Raw genomic sequence first — 17,866 nt, 5'->3', positions numbered from 1 at the left:
TCCCCTCGGCCGAACCGGCGAGCCCGGATCCGCTCCCCGGCCAGCGCGACTCGGACCGGCAGGACGTGGAACCGGGCCGGGGTCGGATGGGAAGCTGACCCGGGGGCCGACGTTGCCGCGTCGGTGGGGGGCGAAGCCGGATGGAGAAATCCATGTCCGACCAACTTGATCTGTTGCCGATACTGACCGTGACGAGCGGGCCACTGCGTGGTGCCAGCTTCCGGTTGCGTCCCGGCGTACGCCGAATCGGCCGGGAGGACGGCGCCGACGTACTGCTGGACGATCCGAAGGTCAGCCGCTGGCATGCCACCGTCGAGCTCACCGCCGGCCGGGTGCTGCTGACCGACACCGGGTCGACGAACGGGACCTGGCTCAACGACGAGCGACTCTCCGGGCACACCGAGCTGCGCGACGGCGACCGGATCCGGCTCGGCAACCTGGAGCTGCGGTTCTTCGACCCGGGCGCCGCCGCCACCGACCAGCTGGGGACGTACCGCCGCCAGCTGGCGCCGCCCGCGGACCCGCCGGCCGGCGCGCTCGCCGAGCCGACCCAGTTGATGGGGACGCCCGCGCGGCGGTCCCGGCGGATGCTGTTGATGATCGGCGGTGCCGTCGCCCTCGCCGGCGGGATGACCTGGGCCTACCTCGCCCTCCAGTGACCGCCGGCGGCCGGCCGGGGACACCTCGCCGTGCGGACTGTCGAGCTGGGTGCACGGACGGGGCACCCGTTCGGTGGCGCCCAGCCGCTGTCCGGCCTCCGGATATGGCGGACGGCCACATGTCCGGCGCCCGGACCGGCTGGCATCATCGCTGCGATGGAGATCCGGCGACACCAGATCACGGCGAACGGCATCCGGCAGCGGGTGCTGGTGGCCGGCCCCGAGGACGGCCGACCGGTACTGCTGATCCACGGCAACTGCTCGTCCGCCGACTTCTGGCAGCCGCTGATCCGGCACCTCCCGACCGACCTGCGGCTGGTCGCTCCCGACCTGCGCGGCTACGGCGGCACCGAGGTCGCACCGGTGGACGCGACCCGTGGCCTGGGAGTCTTCGCCGACGACGTCGCCGCGCTGCTCGACGAGCCGGCCCTCTTCGGCGCGGCCGGCGCCCGGCCGGTGCTGGTCGGGCACTCGCTGGGCGGGGGAGTGGCGATGAGGCTGCTGGTCGACCACCCCGACCGGGTGGCCGGGCTGCTGCTGGCGGCACCCGTCTCGCCGTACGGCTTCGGCGGCACCCGGGACCTGGTCGGCACCCCGACCACGCCGGACTTCGCCGGTACCGGGGGCGGCACCGGAAACCCGGACTTCGTCGCCCGGCTCGCCGCCGGGGACCGCAGCGCCGACGCCCGGACCAGCCCGCGCAGCGTACTGCGCAGCGCGTACGTCGCCGACCCGGCCAGCCTCGGCGCCGACGAGGAGCTGCTGCTCGACTCGGTGCTCTCCACCGCGACCGGCGACGACAACTACCCGGGCACCATGGCGCCCAGCGACAACTGGCCGGGAGTGGCACCGGGGGACCGTGGGGTGCTGAACACCCTGGCGCCGAAGCACTTCCGAATCGCCGACGAGCTGGTCGCCGTACCGGTCAAGCCGCCGGTCACCTGGGTACGCGGCGACTCCGACGTGATCGTCTCGGACACCTCCCTCTTCGACCTGGCCCAGCTCGGCGCGCTCGGCGTACTGCCCGGCTGGCCCGGTGCGCAGGCGTGCCCGCCCCAGCCGATGGTCGGGCAGACCCGTGCCGTACTGGACCGGTACGCGGCGGCGGGCGGCAGCTACCGCGAGATCGTCTTCACCGGCTGCGGCCACTCGCCCAACATCGAGCGCCCGGTCGAGTTCGCCGCCGCCCTGCTGGACCTGCTGTAGGGCCTGCTGGACCTGCCGGCGACCGGGGCGAGATCCTCGGCGACCCGGGCGAGATCCTCGGCAGCGCGGCGGCGGCGGCCGGCGGAGGGGCTCCGGCGCCCCGTGGCAGACTCGCCACGGTGACCTAGCGGCCGTTCAGTCGGCCGCCGCAACGGAGCAGGAGGCCAAGGGTGGCAGACGAGACGACCGGTGCCGGCGGCACCATCTCCACCGTCGGCGTCATCGGGCTGGGCACGATGGGCGCCGGAATCGCCGAGGTCTTCGCCCGCAGCGGTCTCCGGGTGGTCGCCGTCGAGATCACCGCCGAGGCACTCGAACGGGGCCGGGACACCCTCGCCCGCTCCACCGACCGGGCGGTGGCCCGGGGCCGGCTGAGCACCGCCGACCGGGACGCGCTGCTCGGCCGGATCACCTTCGCCGTCGGGCTGCCCGCGCTGGCCGAGGTCGATCTGGTGATCGAGGCCGTACCCGAGCGGCTCGACCTCAAGCGACGGCTCTTCGCCGACCTGGACCGGATCTGCCGGCCGGCCGCGATCCTGGCCAGCAACACCTCCTCGCTGAGCGTCACCGAGATCGCCGTCGCCACCGGCCGCCCGGACCGGGTGGTCGGGATGCACTTCTTCAACCCCGCGCCGGTGATGCGGCTGGTCGAGGTGGTCCGGACCGTCACCACCTCGGCCGAGGTGGTCGGCGCGGTGCAGGCGCTCTGCGCCCGGCTGGGCAAGGTCGGCGTCACCATCGGCGACCGGGCCGGCTTCGTCGCCAACGCCCTGCTCTTCGGCTACCTCAACCAGGCCGTCGCGATGGTCGAGTCACGGTACGCCGGCCGCGACGACATCGACGCCGCGATGCGGCTGGGCGGCGGACTCCCGATGGGGCCGCTGGCGCTGCTCGACATGATCGGCCTGGACACGGCGTACGAGATCCTGGAGACCATGTACCGGCGGGGCGGCCGGGACCGGCGGCACGCCCCGGTGCCGCTGCTGCGCCAGATGGTCACGGCGGGACTGCTCGGCCGCAAGTCCGGCCAGGGCTTCTACCGGTACGAACGGCCCGGTTCGGGCACCGTCGTACCCGACGGGCAGACCCCGGAGGCGGCGCCGCCGGACGGCGCCCGGCCGGTGCGCACGGTCGGGGTGGTCGGTACGGGTGACGACGTCGCCGGGCTCGCCGAACTCTTCGGCGGGGCCGGCTACGACGTGCTGGTCGCCTCCCCGGGGGAGTCCCTGGCCAAGCTGGCCGACGCCGACCTGGTGCTGGAGTCGGTGGCCGAGGATCTTTCGGTCAAGCGGGCGCTCTTCGCCGAACTGGCCGAGGTCTGCCGGCCGGAGACCGTGCTCGCCACCACCACCTGCACGCTGCCGGTGACCGAGATCGCGATGACCGCCCGGCAGCCGGAGCAGGTGGTCGGGCTGCACCTGCTCGACCCGACCCGGACCGGGGCGCTGGTGGAGATCGTGCGTACCGTCCGCAGCTCGGCCGAGGCGGTCGGCACCCTCCGGTCGGTCGTCGCCAAACTGGGCCGGACCGCCGTGGTCTGCGGGGACCGGGCCGGCTTCGTGGTGCGGGCGCTGCTCTTCCCGTACCTGAACGACGCGGTGCGGATGCTGGAGGCGTCGTACGCGACAGTGGACGACGTCGACCACGCGATGACGCTCGGCTGCGGCTATCCGGCCGGCCCGTTCGAGATGCTGGACGCGATCGGTCCCGATGTGGTGCTGCGGGTCCAGCGGGCGCTCTACCGCGAGTCCCGGGAGCCGGGGCTCGCCCCGGCGCCACTGCTGGAGCAGCTCGTCACCGCCGGCCGGCGGTTCCGCGAGGTCGCCGCCGGCCCGGGTGTCAGCGGGCGATCCGCAGGCTGACCGCCGCGTTGCTGGTCCGGCCGGAGTCGGTCAGCCGGTAGACGAACCGGTCGGAGCTGGCCCGGTGCCCGGGGTACGGCCGGTAGATGACCGTCCGCCCGGTGGTGACCTGCACCGTGCCGTGCGCCGGCCGGGTCACGATGGTGACCCGGGTGCCGCTGGTGGCGAAGTCGTTGGCGAGTACCGGAATTCCGGTCGCCCGGACCGCGCTGACCCGTGAATTGTCCCGGATCGCCGTCGGGGCCGGCACGAAGCTGCCGGTACCGGTGCCGACGAAGACGCTCTGCGCCCCGGTCACGTCGCTGGTGGTGACCACGTCGAGTCGGCCGTCGCCGTTCACGTCCGACACCGCCACCGTCCAGAAGTCGTCGCCGTAGGCGTCACCCTGGAGGTCCACCACCGTGCCGTTGTCCAGCACCACGACCACGCCGGTGAAGTACGCGCCGCACCCCTCGGCGTACGCCAGGGTCACGTCCATCGCGCCGTCGGCGTCGAAGTCGGCGAGGTGGTACTGCGGCCGCCCCGAGCAGTACCGCACCGGGCCGGGGGTCAGGGCGCCGGTGCCGGTGTTGAGATAGGTGCTGAAGCCGTCGCCCTGGTCGGTCCACTCGTAGACGTCCTGCCGGCCGTCGCCGTCGAAGTCGGCCGTGCCGATGTAGCTGGGCTGGTCGATCGTGTCGAAGCCGGCCGAGACGGCGAAGCTGTCCAGCACCAGCAGGGTGTCGTCGATCGACGACGGCGGGCCGGCGAACCAGGTCACCGCCAGCTCGTCCGCGGCGTCGCTGTCGAGGTCGAGCCCAACGCCCATGTCCGGGCAGTACGACGCCGACGTCAGGTACGGGTAGGAGAGCGGTGCGCCGTAGCCGCCGCCGGCCAGCCCGAGTTCGACCCGGACCGCGCAGTCGGAGGTGCCGGGCACGGCGCCCAGGGTGTTCCGGTCCGGGCGGCCGTCGCCGTTCACGTCCGCGATGATCGGCTCGTCCTGCCAGCCGGCCCGGGCGGCCGGTGCGGCCACGCCGGTGGCGGCGATCATCGCGACGGCGAAGATGGTGATGCGTCGGCCCCACATGGTGTCTCCTCGGACCTCGTTCCCCCGCCCTGCTGACTGTTCTCAGAGGAGACTAGGGGGCATACATCGTGATATAGGGTGCCGTGACCGTAATCTGACACGGGGTTTGCCGGGCTCGCCACGGGGTAGGGCCACCGGTCCGCTGGCCGGGGCGGTCGCACCGGCCGGTCACGGCGCGATCCTGATCGCGACCTCCCCGTCGCTGGTGTGGCCGTCCTGGCTGATCCGGTAGGCGAACCGGTCGACCGGGCCGGAGTCCGGATTTGGGCGGTACACGATCGTCCGGCCCTCGACCCGGACGACCCCGTGCGCGGGCGGGACGAGCACGCTCACCCCGGCCCGCCGGGAGGCCCAGTCGTTCTCCAGCACCGCGATCCGGACCGAGCCGCCGGCCGCGACCGTGCGGACGTCCCGGATCGCCACCGGCGACCGGACGAAGGAGCCGTTGCCGGCGGCGAGGAAGGTCCGCCGATCCCCGCTGGGCCGGTGGTACGTCAACACGTCCGGCACGCCGCTGCGATCGGCGTCCAGCACCTGCATCGTCCACCCCGACCGGCGGCCGACGCTGCGCTGGAGATCGAGCACCCTGCCGTCGCCGTAGAGCACCACGATCCCGTGCGCGCCGTCGGCGCAACCGTCGACATAGGCGATGGCGACGTCGGTGGCGCCGTCGGAGTCGAAGTCGGCCAGCCGTGGCGTGAGCGGGCCCGCGCAGTACCGCACCGGACCCGGGACGAGGGTGCCGGTGCCGGGATTCAGGAAGCTGACAAACCCCTGCCCCTGGTTGGTCCAGAGGTAGACGTCCCGCCGCCGGTCGCCGTCGAAGTCGGCCAGCCCGATGAAGTTGGGCCGGCGTAGCGCCGGCAGCGCGGCGCTCACCCGGTAGTCCCGCAGGACCAGCAGGTCGTCGCCGGACCGGCCGGGATTGCCGCCGTACCACCCCAGCACCAGTTCCGCCGCCGGCACGGGGGCGGCGTCGAGATCCACCGCCACCCCCAGATCGGGACAGCCGGTCGGGGCCCCGGGGCCGGGGAGCCGGTAGGCGTGGCTGTGCGGAGGCAGGTAACCGCCCTCCGGCCGCCCCGACTCCACCAGTACCGCGCAGGAGCGGGTCACGGTGCCGAGCCGGGCGCGGTCGAGCAGGCCGTCGCCGTTCAGGTCGCCGTACAGCGGATCGTTCGGTCCGCCGGCCCGGCCCGGCGGTGCCGCCGTGATCGTCGCGAGCATCGTCGCCGTGGCGGTCACCGCCACGATCGCTCTTCTCCACATGGCGCTCCTCCGTGCGGGTCGAGGGGCCGGCGCCGGCCGGTCGGGTCAGTCGACGATTCTCAGGCTGACCGCGGCGTTGCTGGTCCGGCCGTCCTCGGTGAGCCGGTAGACGAACGTGTCGGTCGCGCCGTGCGTCGGGTTCGGGGTGTAGATGATCGTCCGGTTCGTGGTGACCTTGACCGTGCCGTGCTGCGGCGGGGTCCAGATGGTCACCCTGGTCCGGTCGGTGGCGTAGTCGTTGGCCAACACCTGGATGCCAGTCGCCTTGCTGCCGCTGACCGTGGGATAGTCCCGGACGGCCACCGGCGACCGGACGAAGGAACCGTTGCCGAGGCTGATGAAGGTGGCGATCTCCCCGGTCGACTGGTCGTGGGTGGTCACGTCGACCAGTCCGTCGTGGTTGACGTCGCCGGTCTCCACCGTCCAACTGTCCAGGCCGGCCACGTCGGTGTGCAGGTGGTAGAGGCTGCCGTCGTCCCGGACCACCACCACGCCGCTGAAGTACGCGCCGCAGCCCTCGATGTACGCGATCACCACGTCCATCGCCCCGTTCCGGTTGAAGTCGGCGAGCCGGTGGTCCAGCGGGCCGGAGCAGTGCCGGACCGGGCCGGGCACCACCGTGCCGGTGCCGGTGGCGAGATAGCTGACGAACCCCTCGCCCTGGTCGGTCCACTCGTAGATGTCCTGCCGACCGTCGCCGTCGAAGTCGGCGGTGCCGATGTAGCTCGGCTGGAAGACGGTGTTGAACCCACGGGTGACCCGGAAGTTGTCCAGCACCAGCAGGGTGTTGGGGACGGTCGTCGGCGGCCCGGCGAACCAGGTCACCGCGAGTTCGGCGGCGACGTCCGCGTCCAGGTTGAGCCCCACGCCCATGTCGGCGCAGTTCGGCTCCGCCGCCGGCAGGGTCAGGTAGCCGTACGGCTGCGGCGGGGCGAACCCGCCGCCGGCCAGCCCCAGGCTGACCACCACCCGGCAGGTGGTCGCGGCTCCCACGGTGAGGTCGAGCACCACCCGGTCCGGCCGGGCGTCGCCGTTCACGTCGGCGACGATGGGCTCACCCGGCCCGCCCGCCCGGGCGGGCGGGCCGCCAACGCCAACACCACCGGCCGTCGCCATGATCATCACCGTTGTCGCGGCGATCCTGCTACCCCTCATGGCACGCCTCCTAAAGGCTCGCCAACCCACCCGGAACGGGCTATCCACTCCACCGGATGTACACGACCGCGCTGCTGCGGCGGGTGCCCTCGGTGAGTTGGTACGTGAACCGGTCGGTCGCGCCATGGTTCGGCCGGGGTGTGTAGATGATCCTGCCGCCGCTGATGACCCGGGCGGTGCCGTATCTCGGCTGGGCGGTGATGCTGACCTGCGCCTGACCGGTGGCGAAGTCGTTGTCCCGTACGGTGATCGTCACCGCCCGGTTGCCGGTGAGCCGTACGGTGTCGCTGTTCGCCTTCGGCGACCTGACGAAGCGGCCGCCGCCGGTGCCGATGAAGTGCTCGACCGCCCCGGTCGGTTGGGAGATGGTACGGATGTCCGGGAACCGGTCCCCGTTCACGTTGACCACCCGGGTCGTCCAGGTCTGCATGCCGGTCGGATCGTGCTGCAACTCCTGTGGCGTACCGTCGTCGAGCACCACGACCACCCCGCTGGCGAAGGTCGCCGAGAGGCAGCGCTGGATGTAGCTGTTCACCAGGTCGGTCCGGCCGTCCAGGTCGAAGTCCCGCAGCTCGTACTCCAGCGGCCGGGCGCACCACTTCTCCGGGCCGTGCGTCAGCGTGCCGTTGCCGAGGTTCAGGTACGTCTCGATCCCCTGGCCCTGGTCGGTGACCGAGTAGACGTCCTCCCGCCCGTCGCCGTTGAAGTCGGCGGTGCCGAGGTAGTACGGCGCGAAGATCGCCTCCACCAGGCCGAACGACGGCTGGAACGCGGTGTTCAGCACCATCAGGTTGTACGGCACGGTCGGCGGCGGGCCCGGATACCAGGCCACCACCAGCTCCTCGGTCCGGTCGGTGTCCAGGTCCACGGCCACCCCGAGTTCGGGGCAGCGGGTCCCCATCCCGGAGCCGCCCGGCCGGAGGTAGACGTACGCCACGGGTGGGCGGTAGCCGCCGGACGGCATGCCGTACTCGACGATCACCGAGCAGTAGTCCGGCTGGACCAGGCCGAGGGTGACGAGGTCGGTGAGACCGTCGCCGTTGACGTCGCCGAGGATCTGCTCGCCCCGCCCGGCGGCCCAGGCCGGACCCGGCGCGGTGCCCCCGACGCCGCCGACGGTCGCTACGACCACCAACACGACCACCATCGCGGTGCGTCTGCGCCACATGGCCCCTCCTGATGCCTCGACGTTCGACCGGATCAGTCCGGGAACCGGATGGTCACGGTGGCGGTGTTCCGCCCGCGCTCTTCGGTGAGCCGGTGGGTGAAGCGGTCGGTGCGGCCGTGGTCGCCCCGCGGGCGGTGCACGGTGCGGCGGTCGGGCGGGATCGGGCCGGGTTCCGTCGCGGCTCCCGCCGCCGCGCCGGAGCCTCGGCGCGGTCGCCGAGCGGCGGGTCGGGACGAACTCGAAGCCGTCGGACGCGGGGTGGCTGATCGGGGAGGCGCCGGCCGATCTCGTCCGAGCGAAGGAACTCTGCTCCACATAGTGCTCCCCCTATGTAGTGCTATGGCGGACCAACCCGCATTTGGGAGGCTAGACCGATTTTGTGGAGATCGGCCGGTGCTGACCACGATCCGACACCGGACTGGCATGACATAGCCGCAGCTCAGCGGCGTGTCGTGCTAGGGCGAGAACCGGAGGGTCACCGTGGCGGTGCTCCGCCTGCCCTCTTCGACGAGCTGATAGGTGAAGCGGTCGGTGCGGCCGTGGTCGGCCCGGGGACGGTAGACGATGCGGCGGTCGGACTGGACCCGGGTGGTCCCGTACCGGGGTGGGACGGTGACGGTGACGTCGGCGTACCGGCTGGCGTGGTCGTTGCCGAGCACGTCGATGGCGAGTGCCCGCGGCGCGGCGAGGTCGACCCGGTCGGTGTTCGCGTCCGGCGAGGGCACCAGGACGCCGGGGGACTCCGCACCACGGTTGACGAAGTAGTCGACGTCGCCCGTGCCGCGCTCGACCGTGCGGACGTCCAGCCAGCGGTTCCCGTCGGCGTCCACCACCTGGGCCGCCCAGGTCGTCCGGCCGCCCGAATCGAGCTGGAGCTGCTCCCGCTCACCCTGCTCGCGGATCCGGACCACGCCGCTGCCGGCCTGCCGGCAGTCGTCGGCGTAGCTGACGACGGCGCCGGCGATCCCGTTCCGGTCGAGGTCGGCGGTCTGCACGACCGGTACGTCGACGGTGCAGAAGCCGATCGCACCGGGACGTACGGTGTCGCCGGAGACGACGAAGCTCTGCACGCCGCCCGGCCCGACGTCGTACGGGCTGGACCGGCCGTCCCCGCCGAACGCCGCACTCCCGATCTGGCTGGGGCGGGAGATGGGCGAGGTGTACCGGGCCGTGGGCGTGAACCCGGGCGGCTGGAGCACGATCCGGTTGAAGTCCAGGGCCGGCGGCGCGCCCTGGCTCCAACCGATCCAGAGTTCGTCCGCCGGGTCCCCGTCGAGGTTGGCGGCGACCCCGATGTCCGGGCAGATCGGGGTGCCGCCGTTGGGCCGCAGATAGGTGTGCGCGACCGGCGGCCGGTAGACCCCGTCGGGCGACCCGTACTCGACGATCGTGGAGCAGAGGTCGGGGGCGACGACACCGAGGGTCGCCAGGTCCGGCAGGCCGTCGGCGTTGTAGTCACCCGCCAACTCGGCCCCGGGCTGGTCGGCCGGTGCGACGGTGGGCGGCACGGCGAACGTCGTGCCGACCACGGCGACGGTGACGGCGACGAGGAGTTTCGGTGTCCTGGTGCACATGACGATCTCCCGGAATGCTCTGCTCGGCTCGGTGCACCGGCTCCACGTCGGCGCACCGGGCCCGCTGGGCCGGTTCAGCTCGGGAACCGGATGTTGACCGCCGCGCTGCTCCGCTTGTCCTGCCGGCGCAACTGGTAGCTGAACCGGTCGGTTCGCCCGTGGTCCGGGTCGGGGCGGTAGAGGATGCGCCGGTCCGAGAGGACCTGCACGGTGCCGTACCGGGGTGGCACGGTGACCACCACCGCGGTGTCGGAGGCGGCGTAGTCGTTGGCCAGCACGTCGATCGCCAGCGGTCGGACCCTGGTCAGGAAGACGGTGTCGGTGTTCGCGTCGGGCCCCTCGACGAAGCTGCCGTCGCCCCGTCCGATGAAATAGCTGATCTCGCCGGTCGACAGGTTCTCCGTGCGTACGTCCGGGAACCGGTCGTCGTTGGTCTCCACGACCCGCGCCCGCCAGGTGGTCAGGCCCGCCGGATCGTGTTCCAGGTGCCGGGTCGTGCCGTCGTCGAGTACCACGACCACCCCGTTGGCGCCGTCGGCGCAGCCGTCGGTGTACGCCAGCACCGCGTCCGTGGCCCGGTCCCCGTCCACGTCCCGGAGCTGGAATGCCGGTGCGTTGGCCGAACACCACCGCTCCGGGCCGAGCTGGCCGACACCGTTCACGATCACGTAGGTGGCGAAGCCGCCGGCCCCGACCGAGTACGCCGTCTGCCGGCCGTCACCCCGGAAGTCGGCCGTACCGAGGTAGGTGGGGGTGATCGGCGAGCTGAACGTGAGGATGGTCCGCAGGTTGTCGTCGATCACCAGCCGGTTGTAGGTGAGCGAGGGCGGCGGGCCGGCGCTCCAGCCGAGCCAGAGTTCGTCACCGGCGTCGCCGTCGGCGTCGAAGCCCACGCCGATGTCCGGACAGGAGGTGCCGCTGCTGTTCCCGGGCCGGGCGTAGACGGTGGCCACCGGCGGCAGGTAGACGCCCGGGCTGCTGCCGTAGCTCACGATCACCGAGCAGAGGTCCGGCTCGACCGAGCCGAGCACCACGATGTCCTGGAGCCCGTCGACGTTGAAGTCGCCGGCGATGGGGTCACCCGGGCCGGCGGCCCGGGCGGGTGCTGCGGTGACCGTGGCGGCGAGCAGAGCCGCCCCGGCGGTGGTGGCGATGCGTTCGGTCCACATGACTCCTCCTGCACCGGATCGATCAGCTATCCGACCGGTCCTATTTGCGGACGTTAACCCCGCTCGTGGGCCCGATGGCGGTGCTGACCGTGATCCGACAGCCCGGTCGCAGCGGAAGTATCCGCAGCTCAGAGGCGTTTGATGCTCTGTCGTGCCGGTCATCGGGCCGCTGCGGCGCCAGGGCGGCACGGGCCCCGGCTGTCCGTGATCCGTCTGATCGGCGGCGGGCCCGGACGCGCGCCGCCACCCCCTCCGGCCCGGACTATCCGCCGGTTTCCGCGGTCTCGTACCAGGCGGCCAGATAGCGCAGGATCACCGAGGCCGCCACGTGGTGGCCGGGATCCGCACGCCTGTCGTTGAGCACGGCCGCCATCATCCTGGCCAGTTCCCGTGCCTCCGCGCTGGTCAGTACGCCCTCCTGGAAGCGTTCCAGCAGCCGGTCCCGGCGGGCGAACTCCGGGTGCGGTGAGTGCAGCAGCCGCGCGGCGTCGAAGGAGACGCCCCGCCAGAAGACGTCGACCTTGGTTTCCAGCCTCGCCAGCCGCTCGGCCAGGGCCCGGGTCTCCTCCCGTCGGCCCCGCAGCAGCGTGAGCAGGAAGGCGGCGACCGCCACCAGCGTCGAGACGCCGGCGACCGCCAGTTCGGCGGTCACCTCGTACGGCGGCGGATCGAGGCGATGGTGAACAGGCCCTGTGCGGTGGCGACCGGTGAGAGGTTGATCAGCACCGACACCTCGGTCCCGTTCTTCTTCCGGGCCCGCAGGTCCAGGTCCACGCCCATGCCGCGCATCCGGGGGTCGGCCATGAAGCCGGCCCGGTGCGCCTCGTGCGTCTCCCGCAGTTGCTGCGGCAGCAGGTTGTCGACCTTCATCGTCCGCAGTTCCTGCTTGCTGTAGCCGAACAGGAAGGTCGCCTGCCGGTTGCTGCGCTTGATGCGCCCCTCCTCGTCGACGATCACGATGGCGTCCGGGTTGAACTCGAACATCGTGATCGCGAGTTCGGAGGTCAGTTCCAGCTCCTCGGCGGCCTGCCGGAGTGGGTCGTCGTTGAACATGCCGGATCCTTCGTCCGCGCCGGTCCGGTCGGGTACCGGCGATCTCCCCGGCTCCCGGCCCGGTCCGGTGCCGGCGAGCCGGCTGGCGGCACTGCCAGTACGAGGGACGGTAGACCTGGGCGCAATATCAGTCAGTCACTCACTTGTCACTCTGGGTGATTGAATGTCCGGATGGCGTCCCGGCCGCCGCCCCCGGATCCGGTGGGTGCGGCGGTCCCCGGGTGCGCCGCCGCCCGCCCCGTAGGCTGGGAACGTGAGTCCCCGTCGCAACCGTCCGCGTCCCGACGACGCGCCGCCGCTGGACCGTACCCGGCTGGAGCGCGGCGTCGGCTCGGTGCAGACCTGGCGGGACGGCGACTGGCAGGTACGCAACATCCCGGGCAGCGCGGCGACCAAGACGTACCGCTGCCCCGGCTGCGTACAGGAGATCCGCCCCGGGGTGGCCCACCTGGTCGCCTGGCCGGCCGACGGGCAGGGCGACCTGACCGACCGCCGACACTGGCACACCGGCTGCTGGCGCGCCCGGGACCGGCGTGGCCCGGGCGTGGAACGCTCCCGCAGTGCCCCCCGGTACGGCTGACCCGCCGGACGATCCGAGGGATCTTCGTCACGCCGTCCCGGGTTCGCTGCCCTCCCCGGCCGGACCGGGTAAGACTGATCCCTGTGAGTACAGCCATCCGCGCCGCCAGCATCCTGCCCGCCCGCCGGGAGGAGATCGAGTTGCACACCGCCGACGGCCTGCGACTCGTCGGCGAACTGGCGCTCCCCGCCGACCGGGACCCGGTCGCCACCCTGGTCTGCCTGCACCCGCTGCCCACCCACGGCGGGATGATGGACAGCCACGTGTTCCGCAAGGCCGCCTGGCGGCTGCCGGCCCTGGCCGACCTCGCGGTGCTGCGCTTCAACACCCGGGGCACCAGCAGCGTGCGCGGCACCAGCGAGGGGACCTTCGACGGCGGCGAGGCCGAGCGGTACGACGTCGCCGCCGCGATCGAGTACGCCGAGTTCGCCGAGCTGCCGAACATCTGGCTGCTGGGCTGGTCGTTCGGCACCGACCTGACCCTGCGGCACGGCTGTGACCCGGGGATCACCGGCGCGATCCTGCTCTCCCCGCCACTGCGCAGCAGCACCGACGCCGACCTGGCCACCTGGGCCGAGTCCGGCAAGCCGCTGACCGCGATCGTCCCCGAGTTCGACGACTACCTGCGGCCGGAGGAGGCCCGTCGACGCTTCGCGGCCGTACCCCAGGCCGAGGTGATCGGCGTGCCCGGGGCCAAGCACCTCTGGGTCGGCGACGCCGAGACCGTACTCGACGAGGTGGTCCGGCGGGTCAACCCGGCGGTGCCGGTACCGCTGCCGTCGGAGTGGGACGGGCCGATGGAGACCGGCGACGCCAGCGCGTACGCCGACCGCACGGTGGCGGCCTTCGCCGACCTGCCGGCGCCGGGCGAGGAGCCGGGCTGAACCGGGCGGCTCAGCCCTCGGGGTCGGCGGTGCCGCGCGGGCCGGGCGGCACCGGCTCGGTGACCTCGACCGGCGGCAGTCCGGCCGCCGGTGGCCAGCCCGCCAGCCAGGTACGGCGCTGCCGCCACACCTCCCGCCAGTAACCGGCCCGGCCGGTCAGCCGGGCGGCGGTCGCCCGGGCGGCGATGCCGATCCGCAGCAGTGTCCGGCCCAGCCTCGCCCGGGTGGGTGACCAGCGCAGCCGCTGGAAGGTGACCTGGCCGCGCAGCAGCATCACCCGCTTGCCCGCACTGGTCGAGGCGGCCCCGCCGACGTGCAGCACCCGGGCCGCCGGCACCAGCACCGGGCGGGCGCCGAGCGCGGCCGCCCGCAGGCAGAGGTCGAGATCCTCGCTGTACATGAAGTAGTCCGGGGTGAAGCCGCCGAGCTGGTCGAAGAGGGTCCGCCGGACCAGCAGCAGGCAGCCGGAGGCGGCCGGCACCCGGACCGGCGCGGAGCGGTCCAGCCAGGGCAGCGCCTCCCGGTTGAAGAGCCGGGACCGGGGGAACAGCTTGGACAGTCCGGTGGCGAAGCAGGTGAGCGTCCAGAGCGAGGGCGGCCCGAAGACCGAGCGCCCGTCGTCGCTGCCGTCCGGCGCGAGGGTCCGGCCGACGTAGATGCCGTGCCCGGGCCGGTCCCGGGTGAAGGCGAGCAGTTCGCCGATGACGTTGCCGACCGGTTCGGTGTCCGGGTTCAGCAGCAGCAGCCAGTCGCCCCGGGCAAGGGCCGCGCCGACGTTGACCGCCCGGCCGAAGCCGACGTTGCGGGCCAGCCGCACCACCCGGGCCTCCGGGAAGGCCGCCGCGACCGCCGCCGCCGACCCGTCGGACGAGGCGTTGTCGACCACGATCACCTCGTACGGCTCGGCCGGGCAGGCGGTACGGAGCGTGGCCAGCGCGGTCAGGATCAGCTCGCGGGTCTGGTAGGAGACCACCACCACGCTCACCGCCGGGGTCACGGCGCCGCTCCGGTCACGCCGTCCGCCCCGGCCGGTCCTGGAACCCGGCTGGACTCGTCGCGGCCCCACCGGTCCCGTACCGCCGGTCGGCGTGCCGACGCCGCGGCCAGCAGGGTCAGCCCGAGGTAGCAGAGTCCGGCCGGCAGCAGCCACGGCCGGGGCAGCACCACGTCGACCAGCCAGGAGGTACGGCGGGCCGGGCGTACCCGGTCGTCGGCGGCACGCAGGCTGGCGTTGCCGGCCCGGACCCGGCCGAGCCGGCGCAGCAGGTCGGCGGTGCGCCGGGGCGTGGCCACCACGGTCGCCACCTCGGCCACCTCCCGCTTCTCCGCCTCGGTGAACTGCCCGTCCAGGAAGAGGTCGTCGGCGACCACGTCGGGAAACCGGCCGAACCGGGCCCGGCCGGCCGCCGAGAGCGCGATCGCGCCCCGGCCGAAGAGCGCGTTCCGGTACGCCGGATGCCGCGCGTTGATCGCGTAGTAGGCGCGTACCAGCAGGGGCCGCCCGGTGGTGTCGAGCCGGCGGCGCGGCGCGGCGGCCAGCGTCCCCGGCGCGGCGACCGCGGCGGCGAGCGCGCGGGCCCCGGCGGTGGAAAGCGCGATGTCGGCGTCGAGATAGATCCGGGGAAAGCCGGACACGGCCTCGTCCCCGGCGTTGAGTGCGGCCGGCTTGCCCGGCTCGGGCAGTTCCCGCACGAGCACGCCGGGCACCGACCGGGCCACCGCCGCCGTGGCGTCGGTGCAGCCGTTCGCCACCACGACCACCTCGAACTCGCCCGGCTCGGCGTCGGCGAGCAGGGTCCGCAGGTTCCGGCCGAGCACCGCCGCCTCGTCGTGCGCGGCCACCACCACACTGGTCACCACGGCGCCCGCCCGGTCAGCGCGAGCCGGATCTTCCGGGTGGCGTTGCGGCGACGCAGCCGCCAGCCCTGGTATTGCCGCAGGTCGAGCGGGGCGGCCTGGACCACCCGGGCCGAGTGCCGCATCTGCTGCGTCCACTCCGCCACCGTCGTCACCCCGGTACGCCGGGCCGACAGCGGCCGGCGGGCCATGAAGTCGGCGTCGGTGCGGTAGATGGTGTGCGGGCTGCGCGGGTCGTCCATGTGGTCCTCGGGCAGGAACGGGTGGTACCAGCCGTTCAGCCAGCCGAGCCGGGCGGCCCGCAGGCACCAGGCGGTGAACGTCTCGTCGCCGGCCAGCGGGCCGACCTGCTCCAGCGTCTCGCGTTTGAGCAGATAGCCGCTGCCCTGCACCCAGTGGTTGCGGAAGAGCTGGTGCCCGTTCGGATAGTCCGCCAGTTTCGCCGCCACCAGCGCCTCGTCGACGTCCTCCGGCGGGAAGCGCCAGGTGCCGATCACCCCGAAGCCGGGTACGTCCTGGTGTGCCTTGCGCAGGATGGTCAACCAGTCGGGGTCGGGCAGGCAGTCGTCGTCCACCTTGCTCAGGTAGGAACCGGTCGCCTCGGTCCAGAGCCAGTTGGTCGGCTCGGTCAGCCCGGCGTTGACCGGGCTGTGCCGGAACCGGTGCACCCGGGGATGGTGCCGCAGTTCCTCGACCGCCTCCAGGGTCGGCTGGTCGGTGCCGTTGTGCCAGAGCCACACCCGGGCGTCCGGCGGGCAGGTGTCGAAGAGGTGCGGCAGCGACAGCCGGACGTACTCCGGCCGGTCGTACGTGATCATGAGGATGTCGATGCCACCGTCGCCGGTCATCGGACCGTCCACCTCCGCTCGGGTTCCCGGAGCTGGCCGCGTCCCGCGCCCCGCCCCGTCATGCCTGTGCCGCCGCCGGCACCGGCCCGGGTTCGTCGGGTTGCCGCCCCGGCCGGCCCGACTCGATCCGGTTGGTGCGTTCCGCCCTGGTCAGCCGCCACAGCGCGCCGGTCAGCCCGAGCAGCACGTGCACGGTGATGAAGAACGTCGTGAAGTACATCGAGTCGAAGGTGAACCCGGAGACGGCGGCCACCCCGATCGCCACCGCCAGCACCGCCGCCAGGTCGCGGTCCCGTTCGGTACGGGCGAACCGGCGTACCCGGCCGGCGACCACCACCCCGGATCCGAAGAAGACGGTGAGCCCGGCCACCCCGATGATGCCGCCCTGGACCAGGGTGGTCAGCCACTGGTTGTCCAGCAGTTGGTACAGCTCCGGCAGGAAGGTGCCGACCCCGCGCCCCAGCCAGGGACGCTCCCGGATGAACGGGGCCACGTAGTCGTAGTCCTCCACCCGGGCCTGCACGCTGGGATCGTTCTCCCCGGCCAGCAGCAGCGACTTGATCGCGGCGAGCAGGCCGGGCCGGGCGACCTGGATCAGCGCGGTCAGGAAACAGCCGACCACCAGCACGTTGAAGGTGGTCCGCAGCGGCCAGACCAGGACGAAGAGCAGGATCGCGGCGCCGAGGGCGAGCACTCCGGTGCGGGAGAGCGAGATCGGGATGACCGCCGCCTGGAACATCGCCAGCGCGCCGTAGATCTGCCGGTCGCGTCGGGTCGACGAGAACCGGGCGAAGTGGATCGCCACCACCAGGCCGATCACCATCAGTACGCTGAACTCGATGTAGTGCCCGGCGGTGCCGGCGACCCGGACCAGCCCGTCGCCGCCCCGGTCGCGGAACCCGACCACCTCCTTGTGGAAGGTCAGCAGCGGCGGCAGCTTCAGATAGGTGGTCAGGTCGATCCGGGTCACGAACTGGACCAGCGCGACGAAGGCCATGAAGCTGGCGCCCCAGCAGAACCAGCGCAGCACCTTGTCGATGCGTTCCCGGGTCAGCACCCCGTCGGCGGCGGCGAGCAGGATCCCGGCTCCGGCGAGCGCCATCAGCAGGGTCCGCTCGGCGCCGTTCGCCTCCAGTACCGGCATCCCGCGCCCCTGCCCGGCGACGTAGGAGAGGAAGAGGCTGACCAGGTAGATCGCCATCGCCCAGCGCATCGGCTGCTGTCCCCGGGTGACCAGGGTGGGGTGCAGCCGGCTCAGCGCCCACCAGACCAGCAGGCCGAACCCGACCATCAGCCCCGGCTTGCCCAGGTCGCTCAGCGGGGGGAAGACCAGCCGGAAGGGGAGCAGGTAGGCAAGCATGATCGACGCGATCACCGCCGCGGTGGCATCCGGGAAGTGGCGTACGGCGGGGGTGATGCCGTCGTACACCGTGTCGGACCGCCGCGCGGATAGGTAGGTCGGCACGTCGCTCGTCTCGTCCGTGCGCCGTCAGCCGGCGCTCGTGGGCTTCCC

Annotated in this window: 17 protein-coding genes; 5 read left to right on the top strand and 12 right to left on the bottom strand. The window is 72.8% G+C overall.

What is annotated here, in order from left to right; genetic code table 11:
* Window positions 1-152: 152 nt before the first annotated feature.
* The 3 genes from C6W10_RS22980 to C6W10_RS22970 all read left to right on the top strand — a co-directional run bounded on the left by C6W10_RS22980 (window position 153) and on the right by C6W10_RS22970 (window position 3,727).
* On the top strand, window positions 153-659 hold the full coding sequence (locus C6W10_RS22980; protein ID WP_199853030.1) for an FHA domain-containing protein: 507 nt from the start codon (window positions 153-155) through the stop codon (window positions 657-659).
* Window positions 660-815: 156 nt separating this feature from the next.
* Window positions 816-1,865 carry an alpha/beta fold hydrolase gene (locus C6W10_RS22975; protein WP_107260402.1) on the top strand — a complete coding sequence of 350 codons (1,050 nt, stop codon included), beginning with the start codon at window positions 816-818 and terminating at the stop codon, window positions 1,863-1,865.
* A gap of 170 nt (window positions 1,866-2,035) precedes the next feature.
* Window positions 2,036-3,727 carry a 3-hydroxyacyl-CoA dehydrogenase family protein gene (locus tag C6W10_RS22970; RefSeq protein WP_369936825.1) on the top strand — a complete coding sequence of 564 codons (1,692 nt, stop codon included), beginning with the start codon at window positions 2,036-2,038 and terminating at the stop codon, window positions 3,725-3,727.
* Here the strand turns inward: C6W10_RS22970 and C6W10_RS22965 are convergent.
* From C6W10_RS22965 to C6W10_RS22930, 8 genes are all read right to left on the bottom strand, one after another.
* Window positions 3,705-4,796, bottom strand: coding sequence for an FG-GAP-like repeat-containing protein (locus tag C6W10_RS22965; protein WP_107260400.1), 1,092 nt, complete (start codon window positions 4,794-4,796; stop codon window positions 3,705-3,707). The genes C6W10_RS22970 and C6W10_RS22965 overlap by 23 nt on opposite strands.
* Window positions 4,797-4,964: 168 nt before the next feature.
* Entirely contained in the window at window positions 4,965-6,065 is a 1,101-nt protein-coding gene (locus C6W10_RS22960; protein ID WP_107260399.1) for an FG-GAP-like repeat-containing protein, read from the bottom strand.
* 45 nt (window positions 6,066-6,110) lie between these two features.
* Window positions 6,111-7,220: an FG-GAP-like repeat-containing protein gene (locus C6W10_RS22955; RefSeq protein ID WP_159104721.1), complete on the bottom strand. Its 1,110-nt coding sequence runs from the start codon at window positions 7,218-7,220 to the stop codon at window positions 6,111-6,113.
* A 40-nt stretch (window positions 7,221-7,260) separates the two neighbouring features.
* The gene (locus tag C6W10_RS22950) at window positions 7,261-8,388 is read right to left on the bottom strand and encodes an FG-GAP-like repeat-containing protein (RefSeq protein ID WP_107260395.1); all 1,128 of its coding nucleotides are present in this window, start codon (window positions 8,386-8,388) and stop codon (window positions 7,261-7,263) included.
* Between the two features lie 455 nt (window positions 8,389-8,843).
* Window positions 8,844-9,962 carry an Ig-like domain-containing protein gene (locus C6W10_RS22945; RefSeq protein ID WP_107260393.1) on the bottom strand — a complete coding sequence of 373 codons (1,119 nt, stop codon included), beginning with the start codon at window positions 9,960-9,962 and terminating at the stop codon, window positions 8,844-8,846.
* Window positions 9,963-10,036: 74 nt separating this feature from the next.
* Complete coding sequence (locus C6W10_RS22940; protein WP_107260391.1) at window positions 10,037-11,131, bottom strand: Ig-like domain-containing protein; 1,095 nt, start codon at window positions 11,129-11,131, stop codon at window positions 10,037-10,039.
* 262 nt (window positions 11,132-11,393) lie between these two features.
* The gene (locus tag C6W10_RS22935) at window positions 11,394-11,783 is read right to left on the bottom strand and encodes a hypothetical protein (protein ID WP_107260389.1); all 390 of its coding nucleotides are present in this window, start codon (window positions 11,781-11,783) and stop codon (window positions 11,394-11,396) included.
* Window positions 11,780-12,184, bottom strand: coding sequence for a PAS domain S-box protein (locus tag C6W10_RS22930; protein ID WP_107260387.1), 405 nt, complete (start codon window positions 12,182-12,184; stop codon window positions 11,780-11,782). The genes C6W10_RS22935 and C6W10_RS22930 overlap by 4 nt, the downstream gene beginning before the upstream one ends.
* Before the next feature lie 298 nt (window positions 12,185-12,482).
* Here C6W10_RS22930 and C6W10_RS22925 point away from each other — a divergent pair, with 298 nt between their 5' ends.
* Both C6W10_RS22925 and C6W10_RS22920 read left to right on the top strand, forming a co-directional pair.
* Window positions 12,483-12,764 (top strand): hypothetical protein, encoded by a 282-nt coding sequence (locus tag C6W10_RS22925; protein WP_369931446.1) that lies wholly within the window; start codon window positions 12,483-12,485, stop codon window positions 12,762-12,764.
* Window positions 12,765-12,847: 83 nt separating this feature from the next.
* Entirely contained in the window at window positions 12,848-13,648 is an 801-nt protein-coding gene (locus tag C6W10_RS22920) for an alpha/beta hydrolase (RefSeq protein WP_107260383.1), read from the top strand.
* Window positions 13,649-13,658: 10 nt separating this feature from the next.
* Here C6W10_RS22920 and C6W10_RS22915 read toward each other — a convergent pair whose 3' ends face one another.
* From C6W10_RS22915 to C6W10_RS22900, 4 genes are read right to left on the bottom strand one after another with little or no spacing between them, the layout of a single operon-like run.
* Window positions 13,659-14,645, bottom strand: coding sequence for a glycosyltransferase family 2 protein (locus tag C6W10_RS22915; RefSeq protein WP_159104720.1), 987 nt, complete (start codon window positions 14,643-14,645; stop codon window positions 13,659-13,661).
* A complete protein-coding gene (locus tag C6W10_RS22910; protein WP_107264202.1) occupies window positions 14,642-15,505 on the bottom strand; it encodes a glycosyltransferase in 864 nt (287 codons plus the stop codon). Before C6W10_RS22910 ends, C6W10_RS22915 begins: the two co-directional genes overlap by 4 nt.
* The gene (locus tag C6W10_RS22905) at window positions 15,502-16,353 is read right to left on the bottom strand and encodes a glycosyltransferase family 2 protein (protein ID WP_107264201.1); all 852 of its coding nucleotides are present in this window, start codon (window positions 16,351-16,353) and stop codon (window positions 15,502-15,504) included. The genes C6W10_RS22910 and C6W10_RS22905 overlap by 4 nt, the downstream gene beginning before the upstream one ends.
* Window positions 16,354-16,411: 58 nt before the next feature.
* The gene (locus C6W10_RS22900; RefSeq protein WP_159079400.1) at window positions 16,412-17,818 is read right to left on the bottom strand and encodes an O-antigen ligase; all 1,407 of its coding nucleotides are present in this window, start codon (window positions 17,816-17,818) and stop codon (window positions 16,412-16,414) included.
* Window positions 17,819-17,866 lie beyond the last annotated feature (48 nt).

The sequence above is a fragment of the Plantactinospora sp. BB1 genome (assembly GCF_003030385.1).
Lineage (GTDB): Bacteria > Actinomycetota > Actinomycetes > Mycobacteriales > Micromonosporaceae > Plantactinospora.
Note: the sequence above shows the minus strand (reverse complement) of the source record. Positions and strands in the feature narration are given on the sequence as shown.